At 31.5% G+C, this 22696-nt stretch carries 25 protein-coding genes; 17 read left to right on the top strand and 8 right to left on the bottom strand.

The window, feature by feature from the left end:
- Positions 1 to 42 precede the first annotated feature (42 nt).
- Entirely contained in the window at positions 43 to 390 is a 348-nt protein-coding gene (locus MK851_RS13175) for a phage holin family protein (RefSeq protein ID WP_303509624.1), read from the bottom strand.
- 203 nt (positions 391 to 593) lie between these two features.
- Here MK851_RS13175 and MK851_RS13180 point away from each other — a divergent pair, with 203 nt between their 5' ends.
- The 4 genes from MK851_RS13180 (at position 594) to MK851_RS13195 (ending at position 2890) form a co-directional block, all read left to right on the top strand.
- A complete protein-coding gene (locus MK851_RS13180) occupies positions 594 to 1055 on the top strand; it encodes a hypothetical protein (protein ID WP_320244324.1) in 462 nt (153 codons plus the stop codon).
- Between the two features lie 77 nt (positions 1056 to 1132).
- Entirely contained in the window at positions 1133 to 1699 is a 567-nt protein-coding gene (locus tag MK851_RS13185; RefSeq protein WP_303509618.1) for a Crp/Fnr family transcriptional regulator, read from the top strand.
- A 62-nt stretch (positions 1700 to 1761) separates the two neighbouring features.
- A complete protein-coding gene (locus tag MK851_RS13190; protein ID WP_320244325.1) occupies positions 1762 to 2340 on the top strand; it encodes an NAD(P)H-dependent oxidoreductase in 579 nt (192 codons plus the stop codon).
- Positions 2341 to 2440: 100 nt separating this feature from the next.
- Positions 2441 to 2890 (top strand): TlpA family protein disulfide reductase, encoded by a 450-nt coding sequence (locus MK851_RS13195; protein WP_320244326.1) that lies wholly within the window; start codon positions 2441 to 2443, stop codon positions 2888 to 2890.
- A gap of 23 nt (positions 2891 to 2913) precedes the next feature.
- Here the strand turns inward: MK851_RS13195 and MK851_RS13200 are convergent, their stop codons facing one another.
- Positions 2914 to 3300 carry a hypothetical protein gene (locus MK851_RS13200; RefSeq protein ID WP_320244327.1) on the bottom strand — a complete coding sequence of 129 codons (387 nt, stop codon included), beginning with the start codon at positions 3298 to 3300 and terminating at the stop codon, positions 2914 to 2916.
- Positions 3301 to 3445: 145 nt separating this feature from the next.
- On the opposite strand from MK851_RS13200, the gene MK851_RS13205 reads away from it, so the two are divergent.
- The gene (locus MK851_RS13205; protein ID WP_303509608.1) at positions 3446 to 3703 is read left to right on the top strand and encodes a hypothetical protein; all 258 of its coding nucleotides are present in this window, start codon (positions 3446 to 3448) and stop codon (positions 3701 to 3703) included.
- Between the two features lie 83 nt (positions 3704 to 3786).
- On the opposite strand, the gene MK851_RS13210 is transcribed toward MK851_RS13205, so the two are convergent.
- Both MK851_RS13210 and MK851_RS13215 read right to left on the bottom strand, forming a co-directional pair.
- The gene (locus MK851_RS13210; protein WP_320244328.1) at positions 3787 to 4554 is read right to left on the bottom strand and encodes an alpha/beta fold hydrolase; all 768 of its coding nucleotides are present in this window, start codon (positions 4552 to 4554) and stop codon (positions 3787 to 3789) included.
- A 2-nt stretch (positions 4555 to 4556) separates the two neighbouring features.
- Complete coding sequence (locus tag MK851_RS13215; protein ID WP_320244329.1) at positions 4557 to 5270, bottom strand: pyridoxine 5'-phosphate synthase; 714 nt, start codon at positions 5268 to 5270, stop codon at positions 4557 to 4559.
- 59 nt (positions 5271 to 5329) lie between these two features.
- On the opposite strand from MK851_RS13215, the gene MK851_RS13220 reads away from it, so the two are divergent.
- From MK851_RS13220 to murI, 8 genes are all read left to right on the top strand, one after another.
- A complete protein-coding gene (locus tag MK851_RS13220) occupies positions 5330 to 5989 on the top strand; it encodes a CBS domain-containing protein (protein ID WP_320244330.1) in 660 nt (219 codons plus the stop codon).
- A 31-nt stretch (positions 5990 to 6020) separates the two neighbouring features.
- Complete coding sequence (locus tag MK851_RS13225; RefSeq protein WP_320244331.1) at positions 6021 to 6917, top strand: NAD kinase; 897 nt, start codon at positions 6021 to 6023, stop codon at positions 6915 to 6917.
- 104 nt (positions 6918 to 7021) lie between these two features.
- On the top strand, positions 7022 to 7702 hold the full coding sequence (locus MK851_RS13230; RefSeq protein ID WP_320244332.1) for a DUF6089 family protein: 681 nt from the start codon (positions 7022 to 7024) through the stop codon (positions 7700 to 7702).
- Positions 7703 to 7705: 3 nt separating this feature from the next.
- A complete protein-coding gene (locus MK851_RS13235) occupies positions 7706 to 8458 on the top strand; it encodes an isoprenyl transferase (RefSeq protein ID WP_303509596.1) in 753 nt (250 codons plus the stop codon).
- On the top strand, positions 8451 to 10994 hold the full coding sequence (gene bamA, locus MK851_RS13240; protein ID WP_320244333.1) for an outer membrane protein assembly factor BamA: 2544 nt from the start codon (positions 8451 to 8453) through the stop codon (positions 10992 to 10994). Before MK851_RS13235 ends, bamA begins: the two co-directional genes overlap by 8 nt.
- A 61-nt stretch (positions 10995 to 11055) precedes the next feature.
- Positions 11056 to 11859 carry an OmpH family outer membrane protein gene (locus tag MK851_RS13245; RefSeq protein ID WP_303509591.1) on the top strand — a complete coding sequence of 268 codons (804 nt, stop codon included), beginning with the start codon at positions 11056 to 11058 and terminating at the stop codon, positions 11857 to 11859.
- Between the two features lie 36 nt (positions 11860 to 11895).
- On the top strand, positions 11896 to 12405 hold the full coding sequence (locus MK851_RS13250) for an OmpH family outer membrane protein (protein ID WP_303509588.1): 510 nt from the start codon (positions 11896 to 11898) through the stop codon (positions 12403 to 12405).
- A 72-nt stretch (positions 12406 to 12477) separates the two neighbouring features.
- Entirely contained in the window at positions 12478 to 13275 is a 798-nt protein-coding gene (gene murI, locus MK851_RS13255) for a glutamate racemase (RefSeq protein ID WP_320244334.1), read from the top strand.
- Here murI and MK851_RS13260 read toward each other — a convergent pair.
- Together MK851_RS13260 and MK851_RS13265 are read right to left on the bottom strand one after the other, a co-directional pair.
- Complete coding sequence (locus tag MK851_RS13260) at positions 13272 to 14252, bottom strand: type IX secretion system membrane protein PorP/SprF (protein ID WP_320244335.1); 981 nt, start codon at positions 14250 to 14252, stop codon at positions 13272 to 13274. The genes murI and MK851_RS13260 overlap by 4 nt on opposite strands.
- A gap of 97 nt (positions 14253 to 14349) precedes the next feature.
- Entirely contained in the window at positions 14350 to 15201 is an 852-nt protein-coding gene (locus MK851_RS13265; protein ID WP_303509580.1) for an AraC family transcriptional regulator, read from the bottom strand.
- A gap of 156 nt (positions 15202 to 15357) precedes the next feature.
- Between MK851_RS13265 and MK851_RS13270 the strand changes: the two genes are divergently transcribed.
- The 4 genes from MK851_RS13270 (at position 15358) to MK851_RS13285 (ending at position 20360) form a co-directional block, all read left to right on the top strand.
- Positions 15358 to 16278: a dihydrodipicolinate synthase family protein gene (locus MK851_RS13270; protein WP_320244336.1), complete on the top strand. Its 921-nt coding sequence runs from the start codon at positions 15358 to 15360 to the stop codon at positions 16276 to 16278.
- 32 nt (positions 16279 to 16310) lie between these two features.
- Positions 16311 to 17897, top strand: a complete 1587-nt coding sequence (locus MK851_RS13275; RefSeq protein ID WP_320244337.1) for an aldehyde dehydrogenase (NADP(+)) — start codon at positions 16311 to 16313, stop codon at positions 17895 to 17897.
- A gap of 156 nt (positions 17898 to 18053) precedes the next feature.
- The gene (locus MK851_RS13280) at positions 18054 to 19061 is read left to right on the top strand and encodes a 4-hydroxyproline epimerase (RefSeq protein WP_303509573.1); all 1008 of its coding nucleotides are present in this window, start codon (positions 18054 to 18056) and stop codon (positions 19059 to 19061) included.
- Positions 19062 to 19112: 51 nt separating this feature from the next.
- Positions 19113 to 20360, top strand: coding sequence for an NAD(P)/FAD-dependent oxidoreductase (locus tag MK851_RS13285; protein ID WP_320244338.1), 1248 nt, complete (start codon positions 19113 to 19115; stop codon positions 20358 to 20360).
- A gap of 71 nt (positions 20361 to 20431) precedes the next feature.
- Here the strand turns inward: MK851_RS13285 and MK851_RS13290 are convergent, their stop codons facing one another.
- Both MK851_RS13290 and alr read right to left on the bottom strand, forming a co-directional pair.
- A complete protein-coding gene (locus MK851_RS13290; protein WP_303509567.1) occupies positions 20432 to 21538 on the bottom strand; it encodes an alanine racemase in 1107 nt (368 codons plus the stop codon).
- A gap of 2 nt (positions 21539 to 21540) precedes the next feature.
- Entirely contained in the window at positions 21541 to 22695 is a 1155-nt protein-coding gene (gene alr / locus MK851_RS13295; protein ID WP_320244339.1) for an alanine racemase, read from the bottom strand.
- Position 22696: the final 1 nt, after the last annotated feature.

Here is a 22696-nt window from a genome sequence, read left to right on the forward strand (position 1 = left end):
TTTTACTTCCCTTATTTTCTAGTTTTTAATGTTTTAGGTTACTTATTCGTCTCCTTCTTTTAATAGTGAAAACATTATTGATCTGAAAATTGACAGCAATACACTGAACAAGAGTGCTGTAAAAAATCCGCTAACTGCAAATCCTGACACTAATTTATCTGCCAATAATATAATAACCGCATTAATTACAAACAAGAACAACCCTAGCGTGACAATGGTTGCTGGTAGTGTAAAAAACACTAACAACGGACGTACAAACAGGTTTAACAACGCAATTACTACTGCTACAATTATTGCGGTTGTATAACTAGCTACTGTTACTCCTGGTAAAATATTTGCCAAAATAATTACTGCCAATGCCGTTAATAATACTTTTAAAAATATTTTCATTTTTCTTTTTTATTTAATTGGTTATGAATTATAAATTTACTCTTTTTTTCACTGAAACTAGTAATTCGTAACACGAATTACAACTTACCACAACCATACCAAAAACAGAAGTCTGCTGTTTTGGCAGGTTTAAAACTTTGTTTTAGTTTTTAAGGGATTTACTTTAAATTCGTTTGATATACTTTAATTCATAAAATGATAAGATGCCTGTAAAAAAAGACGGAAAATTAATGTTCACTTTAAACGATTTAAAACCTATAACAGAAGGTGGAGGAATAGTTGACGGTACTTTAGGTGGTTTAATTCTAGGAAATTCTCATGCCAATGGAGGTATCAAAGTTATTCGTCAATATCAAAATGAAGAACTCTACGAGGTAATTGCTGAGTTTGAAGGTTGGGAATATATTTTAAACCCATTAACAACAACAAAAGAAATACAACAATTAACGTTAATAAATTCAGAATTCAACAATACAAAAGACGAATTTATAGAATACAAAATCCCTAAAGACATTAAAGTTATTGATACTAGACCCTTACTTGAGAACATAAAAGAAACTAACAAACTTATTTTACTTGATAAATGGTCGCAATTCATAATCAATAAACACTCAACAAAAAAGTATTTGACAGAATTAGACTTTCTTAATAAAAAACACAATTAAATATAATTATTATCCTTCATCCCCTTACTTTCTTTTAAACATGTCACACCCTAAATCATCTTTATCAAAACAATAAAATGCTCAAAAAATACTTAGCCTCCTATAATATTCTTACCGAAGAAGAAATAGACAACTTTGTAAAGTTAGTCAGGTATAAAAAACTTAACAAAGGTGATTTTTTTATTCAAGAAGGAAACACTTGTAAAGAAGTTGCTTTTATAGCTTCGGGTATTTTTAGGTCGTTTTATCATTCTTCAAATGAAAAAGAAGCTACCTATTGTTTTTTATCCGAAAACTCATTTGTTACCGCTTACTCGTCTTTTATTTCTCAAACAAAAACCAACGAGAACATTCAAGCGTTAACCGATATTGAACTATATAGCATCACCAAAGAACAATTTGTATCACTAGAAAACTCAAGCACCAATTGGTTACGTCTTTTTAAAATATTTGCAGAACAAGAATATATAAATCTTGAAAACAGGATTTTTGTTTTGCAAAATGAAAGCGCTGAAAACCGTTACAAAAAACTGTTAGAAACGCATCCAAACTACTTAAAAACTATCCCATTACAGTACTTAGCTTCTTATTTAGGAATTACACAACGACATTTAAGCCGAATTAGAAAATCAGTTTTTTATTAGACAATTGTCCTTTTTAGGCTTGTAAAACCGCCCGTACTTTGCTTCATAATCTTAACTATATTATGAAGCATATTTTATTAATAAACGGACATCCTGATAAAGAAAGCTTTAACCATGCACTAGCAGCTTCCTACAAAAAAGGTACTTTGGAAACTGACGCTGTTATTGAAGAAATAACCATAACTGACTTAAACTTTAACCCGAATCTAAAATTTGGTTACCGAAAAAGAACCGAGCTTGAACCTGATTTAGTAGCGTCTTTAACTAAAATTAAAAAAGCAGATCATATTGTATGGCTCTTTCCTGTTTGGTGGGCAGGTTACCCTGCAATGATGAAAGGCTTTATCGACAGAGCTTTTTTACCTGGCATCACTTTCCAACCTATTGAAGGCAAACCATTTCCTGAAAAGCTTTTAAAAGGTAAAACCTCTCGACTCATTATAACTTCTGACACCCCTGGTTGGTATGATTATCTTTTTATGAAAAGACCTGCTATTAGGCAGTTTAAAAAAGGAACATTGGAGTTTTGTGGTATTAAACCTGTAAAAACTACGTTCTTATCAGCAATAAAAGACTCAACCCTTAAACAAAGAAATTTGTGGCTAAATAAAGTATACACATTAGGCAAGAACCTACAATAACAAACTCTACTCTACAAGCTAAAGAATGTTTTTAGCTTGTAGAGGCTCAAAGACTTCTTGTTTTTAAATAACTTTGCTGAAACTTCTATTAAAAACCTAAATGGACACTAGCAATATTATAACATCTGTAAAAGTCACCGATTTTGATCAAAACAAAGTTGATTTACTTGAAAAGTATGCTAACAAAATTCTATTACTTTTATTTTACAACAATGCTTGTTTAGGCTGTACTGGTAGAGCTATTCCACTTGCCTATAAATTCAAGCAAACCCATGAAGATATTGAAGTTATTGGTATTCATAGTAATTTTAGCAGTAACAATGTTTCTAAGGAAGACATTCTTAGTATTTTTACCGTTAACGAGCTTCCATTCCCTATTTATATAGATAACGACCACAAAATGTATGATTTTTTTAATTCAGAAGGAACACCACAGTGGGTATTATTAACTCCTAAAGGTGAAGTGTTTCGAACTATTTTTGGTTCTCAAGACAACGCACAAAATAGGCTGTACTATGCTTTAGAGAGTTTAACCGGAAATGCAGGTTAGTTTTAGGGTAAAATATTTTGTATTTATTTTTTCAAAACTTCTGATACTTGCGTTGCTATTACCTCTTTTACTTCTTCATCTTCTAACAACAAGTGTATTAAGTTATCTTTTACCTTGCCTTTTATGTCTAATAAATTGTATTTAGAAGCTGGCTCGTTAGCATTTGTTACACTATTGTTTGTTAAAAGCATTTTTCCTTTACCTGTTAATAACCAAGTTGGGTTTATTTCAGGAAAAGAATGTAGAATTTTGTTTAACACATTACTTTTAAATGACGACTTTCTTCTTATCGCTGTACCAACTGAATTGTTAGACACATCAACAATCTCCTCAAAAGACCTAATATTAAGCCTTTTATAGTTAATCACTTCCTCTACCCTTTTATATGTTTCATCTACAAAGTCGCTCATTAAAAATAACTTTTTTCTAAAATTTATTTAATTTTGTTTTCATGTTTAGAATTTTGTTTGTATTTTTACTTCGTAATAAGTACACAATACGTACAAATATAAATTAAAAAGTGCTATCAACTTCTAAAAAACAACTTGAGTTTTTATGATAACTGCTACACAACGAAAAGAATTAGAAAAAATTAAACCGCCTAAATACCGCGAAAAGGTAAAAAACTACCTGAGCAAAAATGGTTATGATTTCTCTTTAGAAACCATACAAAAAGTATATTCAGGTAAGAGAAAAAATTTAACTATTGAAGAAGCTATTGTAGCTGTTTTTTACAACCACTTAAAAGACCAACAAACAACTGACAGTAATATTACTAATTTGATAAATAAAATAAACAGAGATTTCCCTTAATTTTTTTTGTTTTTCGCCGGGGGGCGAGTATTGTAAGCGAGGAAATCAGGAATTGACAAATTCCTCCTCGCTTTTTAACTTATTTATTGTAGAAAAACTATAGCTTCTTCATAGAAATCCTTTGGGTTTTCAGCATGTAGCCAATGCCCAGCATTGGCTACAGTTTTTACCACTGATTTTGGAAAGTGTGCTTGGATTAATGGTTCATCTTCTTTTGAAATATATCCTGAATTTGCTCCACGTAAAAACAACGTTTCACCTTCAAAAACTGTAAAAGAAGGTAACGCTACCCCTACTTCACTATTATTTTCTGTTAACGATTTTAAATTAAAACGAAATGCTAATTCGTCTTTCGTTTTTCTGTATACATTTTTTGCCAAAAATTGACGGATTCCTTTTTCTGGAATTAACTCAGCCAGTTTTTCATCGACTAACTTACGTGACGTTTGCACCGAAAAGTCTACGGAATTCAACGCTGCTAAAATTTCGTGATGATGGGGTGGATACATTCTTGGAGAAATATCGGCTATAATTAACTTATTCACCAGTTCAGGATATTCGGTTGCAAACAACATTGCTGTTTTCCCTCCCATGGAATGCCCTAACAAATCAACCTTTTCAAGGGTATGATGCTGAATATAATTGTACAAATCACCAACCATTAACTCATAATCAAAAGCGTCCGAATGAAAACTTCGTCCATGATTACGTTGGTCTATTAAATGTACTTCAAAACCATCTTTTGCAAATTTATTAGCATGTGATTTCCAGTTATCACCCATACCAAAATATCCATGCAAAATAAGTAACGGAATTCCTTCTCCAATGATTTTTGAATGTAATACTTCCATAATTATTGCAAACGATGTAAATACATATTCACAACATTTTCTAAGCCTAAATACAAACTTTCTGATATTAACGCATGCCCTATTGACACTTCAGCCAAATGAGGAATGTTTTGTTTAAAAAATTGAATATTATCTAAACTTAAATCATGACCTGCATTAACTCCCAAACCTACTTCATTTGCTAAAATTGCAGCTTCCGTATATGGTTTTACCGCTTCTTTGTTTCCTTTTTCGTACTGCGTAGCAAACTCCTCTGTATACAACTCAACTCGGTCAGCTCCTGTTCTTGCAGCAGCTTCTATCAGTTTTAAATCAGTATCAATAAAAATTGACGTTCTTATTCCTGCATTTTTAAACTCTGCTATTACTTCTTGTAAATACGATTGGTGTGTTATGGTATCCCAACCTGCATTTGAAGTAAGTTGATCTACACTATCAGGAACCAATGTTACTTGCGTTGGCTTAATTTCTAACACCATTTGTTTAAACTTATCAATTGGGTTACCTTCAATATTGTATTCAGTCGTTACAATAGATTTTAAATCATAAGCATCTTGGTAACGAATATGACGTTCATCTGGTCTTGGGTGGATGGTAATTCCTTCCGCTCCAAAATCTTGTATATCGGTTGCTACTTTTAGTAAATTAGGTACATTTCCACCTCTAGAATTACGGAGTGTAGCTATTTTATTAATATTAACACTTAACTTTGTCATGTTGTAAAATTAGATTACAAAGGTAACGCATTCCAACATTTTAAACTATATTCGTAGTAATGAAAATCAACGATTTTATATTAAAAGAAATTAAAGCACTCACGCTAAACAGCACCGTAAAAAGTGCCCAAAAGCTATGTAATGATTTGCCTATAACTCATATTCCTGTTGTAGAAAACAACAGGTTAGTAGGTTGCTTGCCTGAAAGTGATATTCAAACTATTGAAAATAAAAATCGTATACTTAGAGAGTACTCTTACTTATTAGATCATTTTTACACAAATGAAAATGCTACACTACTCGATTTAATTGCTTTGTTTGCCGATAACGACTCAAATTTAATTCCTGTTATTGATAAAAATCTACACTATGTAGGCTATTATGAATTGAGTGATATTTTAGATGCTTTTGCTAATAGTCCTTTTTTACATAATGAAAGTGATACTTTAATTATTGACAAGAATAAAACAGATTATTCTATGGGGCAAGTAGCGCAAATAGTTGAGGCTAGTAATGGCAAATTACTAGGCGCATATATTTCTTCTGAAAACATAAATAGCATTGAGGTTACACTAAAAATTGTTTCTGAAGAGATAAATGAAATCATTCAAACATTTCGTAGATACGGTTACAACGTTATTACGCAACATGAAGATGATTTTTATTTAGAAGAACTTAAAGATAGAGCCGCCTATTTAAGGAAATACTTAGATATGTAATTTTCTCAATAACCAAACAAACATTTCAAAAGTGAAAAAAGTCGCTATTTACGGACAAGCTTATACTACACTAGCAGAAAGAGAAGTAAAAATTCTTTTAACTGTTTTAGAAAAAAAAAATATTGTTGTTTTTTTTGAACAACAATTCTATAATTTATTTGTTGAAAATAATTCATTAAATAAAAAATACCCTACCTACGCACATTTTAATGATTTATCAGACACCTTTGATGTGATGTTTACCATAGGTGGAGATGGCACTATTTTAAGAGCTGTAACCTATATTCGAAATTTAGATATTCCTATTATGGGAATAAACACTGGACGCTTAGGTTTTTTAGCTACAATTCAAAAAGATCAAATTGAAGAGGCAATTAATTTAATGTTAAAAAAAGAATATACACTTCAAGAGCGATCTTTATTACAAATAAAAACATCTCCTGCTACAGAAGATTTTTCTGAACTTAACTTTGCACTTAATGAAGTTACCATTGCCCGAAGGAATACAACGTCTATGATTGGCATTAAAACCTCATTAAATACCGAATATTTGACTAATTATTGGGCTGATGGGCTAATTATAGCAACACCAACGGGATCTACAGGATATTCACTTAGTTGTGACGGCCCCGTAATTTTACCAGATTCAAAAAGTTTTGTTATTACTCCTATTGCGCCACACAATTTAAATGCACGGCCAATGGTAATTCCTGATGACACAAATATTCTTTTGGAAGTTAGTGCTAGAGAAAAAGATTTTTTAATCTCTCTAGACTCACGTATCACCACTGTTCCCTTAGGAACTGAGATCAAAATACAGAAAGCGCCATTTACCATAAAAAGTATTTTACCCAAAAATCAATCTTATTTAAATACCTTGCGAGGAAAACTTTTATGGGGAGAAGATATACGAAATGAATCGTTATAACGATAGTAATTACAATAAAACCGTAAAAAAAAAGTTAATCAAAAAGACGGATTATTAACTTTTTAAAGCAAATTCAATTCCCTATATTTGCACGCTATTTTACAATGAGAGGACTTATTTTATTAATATTATTGGCTTGTGTAGTAACACCATCACAATCACAAACACACGAAATTGGTTTCTTTGCCGGTGGCTCTAACTATGTTGGTGACATAGGTAGTACAAACTACATACATCCTAACGAGTTTTCAGGTGGGCTTGTATATAAATACAATCTAAATCCTAGAATTGCTTTAAGAGGAACTTACACATATATACCTGTATCTGGTAATGACAAAGATGCTGATAATACTTTTCGTCAAAACAGAGGAACGAGCTTTTCTAACACCATACATGAATTTGCTGCTGGGGTAGAATTTAATTTCTTTGACTATAATATTAATAATTACAGCACTACATTTACGCCTTATATTTTAGCTGAAGTTGCCGCTTTTAATTACAAAAGCCCTGAACCAACCTCCTCTAGTAATACAATACTTTTAAAAAACAAATTTTCTTATACCATACCCGTAGGCATAGGGCTTAAAGGAAGATTAGCAGATAATTTAGCCATTGCATTTGAAACAGGTGTGCGATTTACATTTGTGGACGATATAGATTTTACAACAGACAAAATAAACTCATTAGACTTTGGAGGTAACGGAAACGACTGGTATGTATTCTCAGGGGTTTCCATTGTGTATACCTTTGGAAGACCACCTTGTTTTGGTGGAATAGCAGAATAAACTATGGAAGAAAAACTACAGCGCATTGATTTACAAAACGTACCAAACCACATTGCTATTATTATGGATGGTAATGGTAGATGGGCAAAAGGTAAAGGAATGCAGCGTGTTTTTGGGCATAGAAATGCTCTAACAGCCATAAGAGAAACAGCAGACACAGCTTCTGAACTAGGCGTGAAATTTTTAACCTTATATGCTTTTTCTACCGAAAACTGGAACCGTCCAAAGTTAGAAGTAGATGCTTTAATGAGCTTACTAGTAACCACCCTTAAAAAAGAACTCCCCGAATTTCAACGTAAAAATGTAAAGGTCAATGCTATTGGTAACTTAGCAAATTTACCAAGCAATGCCCAAAAAGTGTTGAACAAAGTTATTGATGCAACTAAAAACAACACTAAAATCACTTTAACCTTTGCTTTAAGCTACGGTTCAAGAGAAGAAATTGTTAATGCAATCAAAAACATTTCAAAAAAAGTTGTTAATAACGAGATAGAAATTGAAAAAATTAACGAGAAAATTATAAATAATCATTTATATACGTTTAATTTGCCCGACGTTGATTTAATGATACGTACAAGTGGAGAACAAAGAATAAGCAATTATTTACTTTGGCAAATGGCATATGCTGAGTTGTATTTTACAGATGTATTATGGCCTGACTACAGAAAAGAACATCTTTACGATGCAATAATTGATTATCAAAACAGAGAAAGAAGATTTGGAAAAACCAGCGAACAGATTGAAACCAATGAATAAATATTCGTATTTACTAGTATTTTTTATCACCTTATTTACGGTGAGTACTCAAGCACAAGACACAACTCCTAAAGACAGTACTGTCACAAATATTATTTCCTACGAAAAAGGAAAAGAATACTTTCTTGGAGGTATAACTGTAACTGGCTTACAAAAATTTAGCGAACAAACGGTAAGAATATATACTGGTTTAGTTGATGGACAACCAATTAAATTACCTGGAGATAAACTTACAAGTGCTATTAAAAAACTATACGAAAGTAAACAGTTTAGTGAAGTAGATGTATATTTATCTAAACGTGATGGAGAAACTGTATACCTACAATTTGATGTAACTGAGTTACCTCAATTAACTAATGTTACTATTTCTGGAGTAAAAAAATCACAAATTAAAGAGATAAAAAAAGAAACTGAATTAAAAAAAGGGGCCATGGTTACAGACAACCTCATTGTAACCACACGTAACTTTATTAAGAAGAAGTATACTGATAAAGGTTTCTTAAAAACAAAAGTAACATTAGACACAAAAAAAGACACTACTGATGTTAACACCGTTAGTATGGCTATTTTTATTGACAGAGGTAGTCGTATAAAAATTAAAGACATTAACTTTACTGGTAACAAAGCTATGTCTGATGCTTCTTTACGAGGGGCAATGAAAAATACCAAACGTAAAATTTTTGGTCGTTTCTGGAAGGCTTCAAAGTATATTCTAGATGATTATAAAGATGATTTAAAAAGTATTCTTGAAAAATATAGCGAAAACGGGTACCGTGATGCTAGAATTTTATCGGATAATGTTGTTTGGAATGATGACAACACTATAAACCTTGAAATAGAGGTTGAAGAAGGGCGTCAATACCGTTTTGATGAAATAGTTTTTATTGGAAACAAAGAATATACAGATGAATTCTTAAGTAACATCTTACGAATTGATAAAGGAGATATTTATAACGGAAAAGTTTTAAAAGAAAGAATTTCTGGTGATGGTACTCCTAACTCTCAAGACATTCAAACATTATATCATAATAATGGTTTCTTATTTTCTCAAATAAATGCTGTAGAAACGAAAGTAAAAAATGACTCTATTACTGTTGAAGTTCGTATAAGAGAAGATGAACCTGCAACTATAAAGAAAGTTACAGTTAGTGGAAACGACAAAACAAACGACCATGTAATCTATAGAGAATTACGTGTTAAGCCTGGAGATTTATTTAGTCGTCAAAACATTATTCGATCTATTCGTGAAATAGGACAATTAGGTTTCTTTGATACCAATGTAACTCCTGATGTTAAGCCTAATTATCAAAATAAAACAGCAGATATTGATTTTTCTGTTGTTGAAAAAGGAGGAAGTCAAATTGAACTACAAGGTGGTTATGGTGGAGGTTCTTTCATTGGTACTCTAGGTTTATCTTTTAATAATTTCTCTTTTAGAAATATTTTCAACAAAGAAGCTTACAAACCACTTCCTATGGGAGACGGACAAAAGCTATCTCTGCGTTTACAAGCCAGTAGAACATATAACACTTATAGTTTCTCTTTTACAGAACCGTGGTTAGGAGGTAAAACACCACAATCACTATCTTTCTCTGTATACTTATCAAATCAGTATCGTTTTGATTACACAACTTATGACGTAAACAAGGATGAGAGCTTAAGTATTATTGGTGCCTCTATTGGACTAGGAAAACGTTTAAAGTGGCCTGATGACTATTTTACGCTTTCTCAAAACATAAGTTACCAAAGAATTGAACTACAAGATTATGGATACCGAGTAGGTTCTTCTAATAATATTCTTAGTCAAGGAGATTTAAACAACTTAGCTTATACATTTGCGTTAAGTCGTAACTCTGCTGGTCCTAGTTTAATTTTCCCTACGTACGGTTCTGAGTTTACAATAAAAGCTAAAGCTACTTTCCCTTATTCACTAGTTAACGGAAAAGATTATACAGAGCCTACAAATCCAACACCCGATGAGCGTCAAGCCTACTTAGCTGATAAGTACAAATGGTTAGAATATTACAAAATCTCTGCAAAAGGTAAATGGTACACATCTCTAGCTAACAAATTAGTATTAATGTCTAATTTTGAGATGGGTTACTTAGGTTCTTATAATGATGAATTAGGGTTAACTCCTGTTGAAAGGTATTTTGTTGGAGGAGATGGTATTGCTCAAGGACAATTAGATGGACGTGAAACAATAGGTTTGAGAGGCTATGAGAATAATCGTATTTCTTCTCTTGATGGTGGAGCTATTTACAACAAATTTCAATTAGAACTACGTTACTCTATTACAGATAAACCGTCTGCATCTATTTACACAGTAGGGTTTTTAGAGGCAGGTAATTCTTATGACAATTTTAGCGAGTTTAATCCGTTTAAATTAAAACGTTCAGCTGGAGTAGGTGTTCGTATATTTATGCCTGCATTTGGATTATTAGGTATCGATTTCGCACATGGTTTCGATTCATTACCAGGTTTAACTGAAAAATCAGGTTGGCAAACGCATTTTATAATTGGAAGACAGTTCTAAAATCATGCATTTATAATGCGTCTAGGTTTTGGCACGGTTTTTTCTAAACACATTATACAAGATGAAAAAAAATATTTTATTAATCGTTCTTTTACTTATAACAAGTATAACCGTTGCACAAAAAAATCAACGTATCGCTTATATTGATATGGAGTACATTCTTCAAAGTATCCCTGCATACTTAGAAGCACAAAACTCTTTAGATGCCAAAGTTGAAAAATGGAAAACTAAATTAGACAAAGAAGCTCGTGCTATTGAAGTTTTAAAAACAGATTTGACTAACGAAAAAGCCATTTTGACTAAGGATTTAATCGAAGAACGTGAAGAAGATATTAGTATAAAACAAGAATCTTTACGAAGGTTAGAGTCTTTATATTTTGGACCAAATGGTGATATGTATAACTTAAGAAAACGATTAGTAAAACCTGTACAAGACCAAGTATACAACGCTGTACAAACAATTGCATCTAGAAAAAAGTACGATTTTGTTTTCGACAAATCTGGCGATTTAGTTATGTTATATTCAAACAAAAAACACGATATTAGCGACCTTGTTGTACAAATGATTAATATCGACCAAAGAAGACAAGCAAAAAAAGATAAAATTGAAGCTAAAAAGTCATTACTTAAAAATGATAATTTAAGTGATGAACAAAAAGAAAAAATAGCTAAAAGAGCTGAATTAAAAAAGAAAAAGGAAGCTGATAGGCTTGCTAAGATTAAACAAATTGAAGAAAAAAGAAAACAGCGTTTAAAAGAAAGAGCTGATAAAAAAAAGCTTTTACAAGAAAAAAGAAAGGCCTTAATAAAAGCTCAAGAAGAGGCTAGAAAGAAAAAAGGAGAAGAAACAAAAGAGAACAAATAAATCAAGAATAAAATAGATTAATTAAATTAAACAAAGATGAAACATTTAAAAACGTTATTATTAGTTGCAATTTTTACGATTGGATTAGGTGGTGTGGCAAATGCACAAAAAACTGCACATATTAACACTGATAAATTATTAGCTGAAATGCCTGCTACAAAAGCTATGAAATCAGAATTAGAAAAACTAAACAAAACATACCGTGACGACATTGAGACAATGTATAAAAAGCTAGAGGCTAAAATGAAAAAATATGAAGCTGAAGGTAAAAGTCAAACACAAGAAGTAAATCAAAAAAGAGCTATTGAAGTTCAACAAGAAAGACAAAGAATAGCTCAAGCTGAACAAGCTGCTGGTAAAGATATGCAGAAAAAATATCAAGAAAAAACTATTCCTATTTTAAAGAAAGCTGAAGATGCTATTAAAGCCGTTGCCGCTGAAAAAGGAATTATTTATGTTTTTGATGCTGCTCCAGGTAAAGGTTTAATCGTTTATGACAAAGGAGAAGACATTTACAATGCTGTAAAAGCTAAATTAGGATTCTAAAAAAAGAATACATATATTTTATATAAAAATCCTGCTGTTTAAACAGCAGGATTTTTATTTTTGCTATAACGTATGAAAACTATTGCACAACAACCTATTGGTATATTTGATTCTGGTATTGGTGGTACTTCTATTTGGAAAGAAATTCATCAATTATTACCAAAAGAAAATACTATTTACTTATCCGATAGTAAAAATGCTCCATATGGTCAAAAATCAACACAAGAAATAGTTGATTTATCGATTAAAAACACCGAGTTTTTAATTAATAATAGAGCTAAAATTATCGTTGTTGCTTGTAATACAGCTACGACTAATGCAATCCAATATTTAAGACGTAATTATAATATTCCTTTTATTGGAATAGAACCTGCTATTAAACCAGCATCGTTAAATACCAAAACGGGTACAATTGGCATACTTGCAACAAAAGGTACCTTAAATAGTATTTTGTTTGAAAAAACTACTTCTAGTTTAAACGATGAAATTAACATCATAGAACAAATTGGAGAAGGTTTAGTTGAATTAATAGAAAATGGTAAGATTCACTCTGAAGAAATGACTTTTTTATTAGAAAAATATATAAACCCTATGCTAGAACAAAAGTGTGATTATATTGTTTTAGGATGCACACATTATCCTTACCTACTCCCTCAAATACAAAAAATAACTGGAGACAAAGTAAAAATCATAGATTCTGGTGAAGCTGTTGCTAAACAAGTTAAAAGCATTTTATTACAACAAAATCTTCTTAATACTGATAAGTATGAGCTGACTAATAATACGTTTTACATCAATAAAGATACAAGTGTTTTAGAAACTATGCTTAAAGACTATGAAAACAGTAAAATTAGCTTCTTAAATTTTTAATACGTAAAACTACCATTTATATTAGGGCAAGCAGCTGCTCTTCTTTTTCTACAAAACAAGTTTACTCCTAAAGATAATTGATGAAATCCTCCATTTGAAAAAACTACATCACCCGTTTGTTGTGTATAAGTGTAAGCAAACATCCATTTTTTATAGTTAACCCCTACTATAGGCGTTATATATTGAGAATCTCCAAAAACATTACCTCCAAAACTTCTTCTGTAAGATAACGCCGCCCAAAATTGAGTTTCATTTAATGTCTTGTAGACTTTAAAGTTTATATCTGCTATTTTTTCTTCAGTTTGTTCTTTATATTGAAACATGAAAGATGGTTCAAACTGTAGTTTTTCTTTATCTCCAAAAAAATACCCTCCTCCTAAAATATAATTTCTAAGATTATATGATTCAAAATCAGGGTTTAAATTGTTCTTTGCTGATAAAAAGATGTTTTTTACTGTAAAATAAGACGATAATCCATTTTTATGATATGCCATACCAAAATCAGCATTAAAATAAAAATCACTTTCTATTATTTGGCTAACAGTAGGATCATTCACAAAATTTCGTTGGTCTCTTTCATTCTGAACCACAGAAAAAGACAATCCAAAAGATAATTGATTAAAAAGATTTTCATTTCCCATATCGATGTGATATGCATAGGTACCTTGAACACCTTTTTGAGAATGATACCCGTTTTTATCATTAAAAAGAATTACCCCTAATCCTGTATTAGAATACTCTCCTAGTTTTGTATGAAAACTCGCTGTTTGTAAAGCTGGAGCATCATCCACCCCTAGCCATTGTTGGCGTGCTGTCAATCGTATTTTTCCACAATCGCCTATACCTGCAGCAGCTGGATGTAATAAATATACATTGTCTGACAGATAATCTGCATAAATTGGTAATGTTTCTTGTGCAGATAGTTCAGTAATGATTGATAATACTAAAAATAATAAATACGTAATTTTTTTTCCCATTAAGTTTAAGTAAATAAATAGCCCCACCAAATATAATCAACAGTTTTTATATATTTTAAGAATATATATGTTTTCTTACTATAATACAACAAGCTAACTACTTAAAACCCGAATTTTTTCTATATTTTGATGGACTAATTGCTTTAATTTCTTTAAATTTTCGATTAAAATTAGATAGGTTATTAAAACCGCATTGGTAAGCTATCTCACTTATCGATAATGTATTTCCTGAGTTTAATAACTTACACGCATTTTCAATACGTAGTTCATTTAAAAAGGTAAAGTACGTCTTATTAGTTCGCTGTTTAAAATACCTACAAAAAGCATTAGGTGTCATGTTCGCTTTTTCTGCTATTTTATATAAATCTATACTCTTCTCAAAGTTATTCATTGTAAAATCCATTACATTACGCATCCTCTTTCCTTCGTTATCTGTATACCTCTTCGGATAAACAAAATTCGCCAGCTCAACTGTTTTTGAGTTTACTACTATTTTTAAAACTTGAAGTAGTCCGATAAAGCGATTAAGATTGTTTGATTTTTGTAAATCTAAAAAAATCTTCATCACTTTATCTTTATTTTCAATGAGTTTAAATCCTGATGTTGATTTTTCAAAAAAAGGAATTAACTCTTTAAAATCATCCAGTAAAAAAAAGTCCTTTCCGAAAGAACCTCTTGTAAAAAATAATGAAATCATAAAAGACTTTTTAATAACAGAAGCGTCACTTTTAAAAACATGTGGCAGGTTACTTCCTATAACTAAAACATCTCCAGACGAATATTTATTAATAGTATCACCCACAACTAATGTTCCCTCACCTTTAACTATCACGCATAACTGTATTTCTTCGTGCTGATGAAGTTTATCATAAAAATATTGCTCTTTATCTTCCTGATAAATCAATCCAATATTTTGAGTTTTTGGTATTTTAAAAGGTAAAACTTTCATTGGTAAAACTACTATTCTAATTCAAAAATATGCAAATACTATTAATATAAAGCCATAAAAAGATTATATATGGTAATATAGTATTGTTATATGATAATTTGAAGTTAAAGCCCACGCTCTCTTCCCTATAACTTTGCAACAAAAAATAGTATTACAATGAGTATAAATTGGAAAGGTGTAATGCCTGCAGTAACTACAAAGTTTACAAACGATGATACTTTAGACTTAAACATGTTTGAAGTAAATATAAAAGCACAGCTTGATGCTGGCGTTCATGGAATAGTATTAGGTGGTACTTTAGGAGAAGCCAGTACACTATGTGATGAAGAAAAAAGAACATTGACAAAAACTACTGTCAATCTTGTAAATAATCAGGTTCCTGTTCTAATAAATATAGCAGAACAAACCACTAAAGGAGCTATTGAAGCAGCTCAAAAAGCTGAAGAGGATGGAGCAAAAGGATTAATGATGCTGCCACCTATGCGTTATAAATCTGGAGATAGAGAAACCGTTGAATACTTCAAAGCAGTTGCAAACAATACTTCACTTCCAATTATGGTCTATAATAATCCTGTTGATTATAAAATTGAGGTTACGCTAGACATGTTTAACGAATTATTAAAATGTGACAATATTGAAGCAGTTAAAGAATCTACTAGAAATATCTCTAACGTTACAAGAATTAAAAACCGTTTTGGTGACCGATTAAAAATAATGACTGGTGTTGATACGTTAGCTTTAGAAAGCTTATTAATGGGAGCTGATGGGTGGATTGCTGGTTTAGTTTGTGCTTTTCCTAAAGAAACAGTTGCTATTTACGAGTTACAAAAAGCAGGTCGCATACAAGAAGCTTTAGAGATTTACCGTTGGTTTTTACCGTTGTTAGAGTTAGATATAAACCCTAAATTAGTACAAAATATTAAACTAGCAGAAGTAGCTACAGGTATTGGTACTGAAAACGTACGAGCTCCTAGATTACCTTTAATTGGTGAAGAGCGTAAACATGTTTTAAACGTAATAGAAACTGGTTTAAAAAACAGACCAACACTACCTGATTATAAATTGTTAGCTATTTAAAATTTCATCATTTACTCATTAATTCATTGAATATGATTACAGGAAAAAATTATATAGGACGTCAATTAATCGCATCAGGAAATAAAACGTATAAAACATTCAACCCTGAATTGAATCAGGAAAATAAACACGTTTTTACTGAAGCAACTCAAGAAGAAATAAATAAAGCTGTCAATTTAGCTTCAAAAGCATTTAAAGAGTATAGAACAATTTCTGGCAAGAGAAAATCTGAATTTTTAAACGCTATTGCTGATGAAATTTTAGCCTTAGACGAAGAGTTAATACAAACGTATTGTTTAGAATCCGGATTACCAGAAGGACGTGCAAAAGGAGAACGAGGAAGAACCATATTTCAATTGCGCTCTTTTGCCGATTTAGTAGAAGAGGGCTCATGGGTAGAAGCTACTATTGACACCGCTATTCCAGATAGAGAACCAAATCCAAAATCTGACCTGCGTAAAATGAATATTCCATTAGGCCCTGTAGTTGTTTTTGGTGCTAGTAATTTTCCTCTTGCCTATTCTACAGCTGGCGGAGACACTGCTTCTGCATTAGCTGCTGGTTGCCCTGTAATAGTAAAGTCGCATCCAATGCATGCAGGTACAGGTGAACTTATAGCTTCAGTAATTAGTAAAGCCGCTGAGAAAACAGGAATGCCTAATGGTGTTTTTTCTAACTTAAATTCCAGTGGTATTGAAGTAGGACAACAGTTAGTTGTGCATCCAAAGGTGAAGGCAGTTGGATTTACAGGAAGTATTCGCGGTGGTAGAGCTTTGTTAGACTTGGCTGCAAAACGCGAAGAACCAATTCCAGTGTTTGCTGAAATGGGAAGTATTAATCCGGTAATTATGCTCCCTCAAGCATTAAAAAACAGAGCAGAAAGCTTAGCCACTACTTATGCTAGTTCTATTACATTAGGTACAGGGCAATTTTGTACAAATCCTGGTTTAATTTTAGGTTTAAAAGGAGAAAACTTAACAAGCTTCATCAATTCACTAGCACATAAAATTGTAGAAATCAACCCTACTTGTATGCTACATCCAAATATTGTTGGAGCTTATGAGAGCAATAAAACCAAAGCTCTAACTCAAGAAGGTTTAACTATAGTGGCTAAATATGAAGAAAAAACGCAAACTAACTATGCTTCGCAAGTAGTTACAACTGTTGAAGGAAAAACATTTTTAAATAATCCAACCTTACATCAAGAAGTTTTTGGACCGTACTCTATAATTGTTCAATGTGAAAACGAAGAGCAATTAGAAGAAATTATTTCAACCTTAGAAGGACAACTTACTGGAACAGTAATTTCTGATACTAATGAAGTCGCAAACTATCCAACTGTAATTGCTGCCATACAAAACAGAGTTGGAAGAATTATTTTTAACGGTGTGCCTACTGGAGTAGAAGTTTGTCCTTCAATGGTTCATGGAGGTCCTTATCCTGCATCAACAGATAGTCGATTTACAGCAGTAGGAGTTAATTCAATTAAACGTTGGGTACGCCCTTTCAGTTATCAAGATTGGCCTAACCATATATTACCTGAGGAACTGAAAAATGAAAACCCTTTGCATATTTTACGTTCTGTTAACGGTACACTAACAAAAGAAGAAATAATATAACAAAATTTAATAATTTCTTTAGAAAATCTCTGAGTACAAAGTCTTACTTTTGGTGCATCTAAAGAAATTGAAATAAAGCCAGCTTCGTCTTTCCAAAATAGAAAAATTTGAAGGGTTTTTTCTACTACAGAATACAAGCTGGCCATTCAATTTAAGATGAAAAAAACTTTTTTTTGCGTTGATGCACATACTTGTGGAAACCCTGTTAGGGTAGTTACTGGTGGCGGTCCAAACTTAGTAGGTGCCAACATGAGTGAAAAACGTCAACACTTTCTAAAAGAATACGATTGGATTCGAAAAGGGCTGATGTTTGAACCTCGTGGTCATGATATGATGAGTGGTAGCATCTTATTTCCTCCTCATAATCCAGAAAATGATTTTGCTATTTTATTTATTGAAACCTCTGGGTGTTTGCCTATGTGTGGACATGGAACTATTGGAACCATTACTATTGCTATTGAAGAAGGTTTAGTAACTCCTAAAGTTCCTGGGAAAATTAAAATGGAAGCACCAGCTGGATTGGTTGAAATTGAATATCAGCAAACTGGTAAAAAGGTAGACTGGGTTCGGTTAACTAATGTAAAAAGCTATTTAGCTTCTGAAGGTTTAACAATAGATTGTCCTGAATTAGGAGAAATTACTTTTGATGTTGCCTACGGCGGAAATTATTATGCAATTGTAGATCCTCAAAAAAACTTTTCAGGAATTCACGATTTTACTGCTTCTAAAATTATTCAATACTCACAAGTAGTTAGAGAGCGAATCAATGAAAAATATCCTAATCAATTTATTCATCCAGAAAATGATACTATTAGAGATGTAACTCATATGTTATGGACAGGCAACCCTATTGATCCTAGTTCTTCTGGAAGAAATGCCGTTTTTTATGGTGACAAAGCGATAGATAGAAGTCCATGTGGTACTGGAACCTCGGCTCGTTTAGCACAATTATACGCTAAAGGAAAACTACAACTTGGAAAAGAATTTATTCATGAAAGTTTTATTGGAAGTAAATTTATTGGTCGAGTAGAAAAAGAAACTACTTTAGATGGTAAACTAGCCATTATTCCAAGTATTCAAGGATGGGCAAAAGTATACGGACACAATACTATTTTTATCGATGATGAAGATGATCCTTATGCCCATGGCTTTCAAGTTATTTAATATTATATAATCAACAACATGCCATCTCGAGCATAGTCGGGAGATTCTTTTATGAATAAAGAAATTATCATTATCGGTGGTGGAATTATAGGTTTAAGTTCCGCATATTACCTTCAAAAAGAAGGACACAAAGTAACTGTTATTGAAAAATCAGATTTTTCATCAGGAGCTTCATTTACTAATGCAGGTATTATTACTCCCAGCCATATCGTTTCTTTGGCTGCTCCAGGAATGATTACAAAGGGTTTAAAATGGATGCTCAGTTCTACCAGTCCATTATCTATTAAACCTCGTTTAAATTATGACTTCTTACAATGGGCTTGGTTTTTTAAAAAATCAGCAACACATAAAAAAGTCGCTGCTTCTATTCCTGTTATTAAAGACATTAATTTGTTCAGCAGAGAACTATATGAAGAAATTAAAGCTTCAAAAGATTTTGACTTCCACTATCAACATAAAGGATTGATGATGTATTATAAAACTGATAAAATGGGGGAAGAAGAATGGAATGTTGGCAAACTTGGTATAAAAGAAGGATTAAAGGTTGAACATTTAACCCGAGAAGAAACTCAAAAATTAGAGCCTAATATTCAACTGAATATTAAAGGAGCTGTGTACTACCATTCTGATGCTCATATGACTCCTAGTGAATACATGAAACAATTGAAACAGTATTTAGAACAAAATAATGTTACCTTTTTGTCTAATGAAGAAGTTCTAGATTTTCATATTTCTAACAATACAGTAAAATCAATTAGTACAAAAAAAAGCATTATTGTTGCTGATGAATTTATTTTAACCACCGGGTCTTGGACACAAAAACTAGCTAAAAAATTAGGCATCAATATTCCTGTTCAGGCTGGTAAAGGTTATCGTATTAATGTGAAAAACAATACAGGTATTACTATCCCTGCTATTTTAACAGAAGCTAAGGTTGCAGTAACTCCAATGAATGGCTTTACACGTTTTGGAGGTATGATGGAAATTGCTGGTATCAATAACAAAATAAATAAGAAGAGAGTACATGCTATAGTTAATGCTAGTAATAGTTATTACAGCAATTTAAACATCAGTCAAAAAGAAATAGATAAGGTTGAGAGTGGCTTGCGCCCATGCTCTCCTGATGGGTTACCATACATTGGTAGAGTTTCAAAAATTAAAAATGTAACTATAGCTGCCGGACACGCTATGATGGGGTGGAGTTTAGGACCTGCTACTGGAAAATTAGTGTCTGAAATTATTGCTAATAAAAAAACAGGCTTAGATATTACTCCTTTTAATGTTGAACGTTTTAACTAAATTAAAAACTCAAGAAACTAAAATAATAGCTCTTGAGTTTTTTTTAAAACAAACAATAAAAAAACAGACTTTTAAATCTTTTTTATGTAAACTTTATCTATAAACTTAGAAATCAAAAGTCTAGCAACTCCCATATAACTAAGTTTAAACTTAACCTTATCACCTACTTTATATTTTGTTTTTCCTGATTTATTTTTATTAAGCCCTACATCAATCACCATCATATCTGAAGTAATTCCAACAAAAGAAATATCTTTATCTTCTACTTCAATATCATCTTTATCAACATCTAATAATCCAAAATCTAAAATAGCTTTGTAAGATGTTTCTTGTATATCACTTTCATCGTACTCTGAAGTGTGACCAATACTTGCTTCACTAATAACACCATCAGGCACTATTTTTTTCTTTTCTAACTCTATTACATTAGCATAAAACTCAAATGTTTCAGTATGTAAATTCTTAAATCGTTTATTTTCTAGTGGGCTTACCCCAAAAAACGCTGCTTCTCCTATTCTAAAGTGGTTAATGTCTTTTGGAACAACTTTATTTTCTACCAATGGCAACGTAATTGATGTTCCGCCAGAAACATACTTTAAATCTTTATTGAATTTTGCTGAAATAAGTTCTTTATATAATGATAACTGTAACAACTTATCATACGTAGGTTCTACACCATACATACATCCTAAATTCGACCCTATACCTATTACTTCAATATTAGATAAGTTAAATACTTTTTCATAAAAACTTAAAATATCATCTCTTTTTACCCCTTCTCTTAGCTCACCCATTTCAATCATAATAATGATTTTATGAATTTTATTTTTCTTCTTAGCTGCTTCATTTAGTGACTCTATAGTAGATAAGGAACTATTCAAAGAAATATCAGCATACTCTACTACATCATCAGCATAGATATTTGCAGGAGGTTTGATATATATCGTTCGTAAATCTGGATTTACTTCTCTTAAGTTTCGTAAACTTGTTAACCTAGAGTCTCCTATCGAGTTAATTTTTTCTGTTACATCAGGTGTTAGAATTGCTTTTAAGAATGTTTTATCACCTGAAAATACTTTTGTTACCAAACTCCATTCAATATGATTTTTTTCAAAAAAGCTACTTAACTTTTTTATATTATCTTTTATTCTTTCAGAATATATAATTAATTCTGCCATAATTATTTTGTTATTATTCTTGGTAAATTTTCAGGAAGTCGTGTTAGTAATTCATAATTAATGATTTGTATTGAATCGTTGAATGATGAAACTGTCAGTTCAACATCTCCTTGACTTCCTATTAATACAACTTCATCACCTTTTTCTATAATATCGGCATGTGTTATATCTACCGCCATCATATTCATGTTAATCGTTCCTACTATTTTATGTCTTTGTCCTCTTATTAAAACTTTTCCTTTATTACTTAAAGAGCGGCTATACCCTGAAGAATATCCCACAGGAATAATTGCTATCTTAGTTTCTTGGTTTGTAAAATACGATGTACCATAACCAATAAACTGACCTGCTTTTATGGTTTTAACATCCATTACTTCTGTTTTCCAAGATATTATTCTTTTTAACGGATTTTCTACTATTTTTTCTTTGGTTAAGTAGTGCACCAATATTTCTTTTGTAGGAAAAAACCCAAACTGTAAAATACCTACTCTTACCAAATCTAACCTTGTTGTTGGGTAGCGGATTGTAGCTGCTGAACTTGCTAAATGGTATGTTGGATTAAACAAATCAAGATCTTTTACTCTCTTTCTTACATTTTTAAATTTTTTCTTTTGATCAGTTATTCTTTTATAGTTTGAAATGCTTTCTGCTCCTGCTAAATGAGAACAAATTCCTTTTACATCAACAAATTCTTTTTGTTTTTCAACGTAATTAAGAATTTTTACAACTTCCTTAGGAACAAATCCTGTTCTATTCATTCCCGTTTCAATTTCTATATGAACTTTGGCTTTTCTTTTTACTTTTTTTGCCGCTTCAATTGTTTTTTCTAGTCTGTCTAGTTCAAAAACAAAAAACTCTATTTCATTTTCTATAGCCCATGGTAGCTGACTGTTTTCAATCATTCCCATTATCATAATCGTTACATCTTCAAAAGGTAGTGTTTTTTTTACATCAAAAGCCTCATTTGCATCAGAAACACTAAAATGTCTTACACCATACTTATATGCCAACATACAGTAGGTTTTTATTCCATGACCGTAAGCATTTCCTTTTACTACAGATGAAAAAACAGTATTATCTCCTATTATTCCACGTATAAAGTTAATATTATTTTTTATTGCTGATTCAGATAATTCTAAATACGATGTATGCGTCATT

It is taken from the genome of Tenacibaculum sp. 1B UA (genome assembly GCF_033978845.1).
GTDB lineage: Bacteria > Bacteroidota > Bacteroidia > Flavobacteriales > Flavobacteriaceae > Polaribacter.

Bases quoted from the DNA above. Each gene is read 5' to 3' on its own strand.
- MK851_RS13175 (WP_303509624.1), bottom strand. From the start codon at position 390: ATGAAAATATTTTTAAAAGTATTATTAACGGCATTGGCAGTAATTATT.
- MK851_RS13190 (WP_320244325.1), top strand. From the start codon at position 1,762: ATGAAGCATATTTTATTAATAAACGGACATCCTGATAAAGAAAGCTTT.
- MK851_RS13250 (WP_303509588.1), top strand. From the start codon at position 11,896: ATGAAACATTTAAAAACGTTATTATTAGTTGCAATTTTTACGATTGGA.
- MK851_RS13185 (WP_303509618.1), top strand. From the start codon at position 1,133: ATGCTCAAAAAATACTTAGCCTCCTATAATATTCTTACCGAAGAAGAA.
- MK851_RS13220 (WP_320244330.1), top strand. From the start codon at position 5,330: ATGAAAATCAACGATTTTATATTAAAAGAAATTAAAGCACTCACGCTA.
- alr (WP_320244339.1), bottom strand. From the start codon at position 22,695: ATGACGCATACATCGTATTTAGAATTATCTGAATCAGCAATAAAAAAT.
- MK851_RS13180 (WP_320244324.1), top strand. From the start codon at position 594: ATGCCTGTAAAAAAAGACGGAAAATTAATGTTCACTTTAAACGATTTA.
- MK851_RS13235 (WP_303509596.1), top strand. From the start codon at position 7,706: ATGGAAGAAAAACTACAGCGCATTGATTTACAAAACGTACCAAACCAC.
- MK851_RS13265 (WP_303509580.1), bottom strand. From the start codon at position 15,201: ATGAAAGTTTTACCTTTTAAAATACCAAAAACTCAAAATATTGGATTG.
- MK851_RS13210 (WP_320244328.1), bottom strand. From the start codon at position 4,554: ATGGAAGTATTACATTCAAAAATCATTGGAGAAGGAATTCCGTTACTT.
- MK851_RS13195 (WP_320244326.1), top strand. From the start codon at position 2,441: ATGGACACTAGCAATATTATAACATCTGTAAAAGTCACCGATTTTGAT.
- MK851_RS13270 (WP_320244336.1), top strand. From the start codon at position 15,358: ATGAGTATAAATTGGAAAGGTGTAATGCCTGCAGTAACTACAAAGTTT.
- MK851_RS13275 (WP_320244337.1), top strand. From the start codon at position 16,311: ATGATTACAGGAAAAAATTATATAGGACGTCAATTAATCGCATCAGGA.
- MK851_RS13260 (WP_320244335.1), bottom strand. From the start codon at position 14,252: ATGGGAAAAAAAATTACGTATTTATTATTTTTAGTATTATCAATCATT.
- MK851_RS13230 (WP_320244332.1), top strand. From the start codon at position 7,022: ATGAGAGGACTTATTTTATTAATATTATTGGCTTGTGTAGTAACACCA.
- MK851_RS13200 (WP_320244327.1), bottom strand. From the start codon at position 3,300: ATGAGCGACTTTGTAGATGAAACATATAAAAGGGTAGAGGAAGTGATT.
- MK851_RS13205 (WP_303509608.1), top strand. From the start codon at position 3,446: ATGATAACTGCTACACAACGAAAAGAATTAGAAAAAATTAAACCGCCT.
- MK851_RS13285 (WP_320244338.1), top strand. From the start codon at position 19,113: ATGAATAAAGAAATTATCATTATCGGTGGTGGAATTATAGGTTTAAGT.
- MK851_RS13215 (WP_320244329.1), bottom strand. From the start codon at position 5,270: ATGACAAAGTTAAGTGTTAATATTAATAAAATAGCTACACTCCGTAAT.
- MK851_RS13280 (WP_303509573.1), top strand. From the start codon at position 18,054: ATGAAAAAAACTTTTTTTTGCGTTGATGCACATACTTGTGGAAACCCT.
- bamA (WP_320244333.1), top strand. From the start codon at position 8,451: ATGAATAAATATTCGTATTTACTAGTATTTTTTATCACCTTATTTACG.
- MK851_RS13290 (WP_303509567.1), bottom strand. From the start codon at position 21,538: ATGGCAGAATTAATTATATATTCTGAAAGAATAAAAGATAATATAAAA.
- MK851_RS13245 (WP_303509591.1), top strand. From the start codon at position 11,056: ATGAAAAAAAATATTTTATTAATCGTTCTTTTACTTATAACAAGTATA.
- murI (WP_320244334.1), top strand. From the start codon at position 12,478: ATGAAAACTATTGCACAACAACCTATTGGTATATTTGATTCTGGTATT.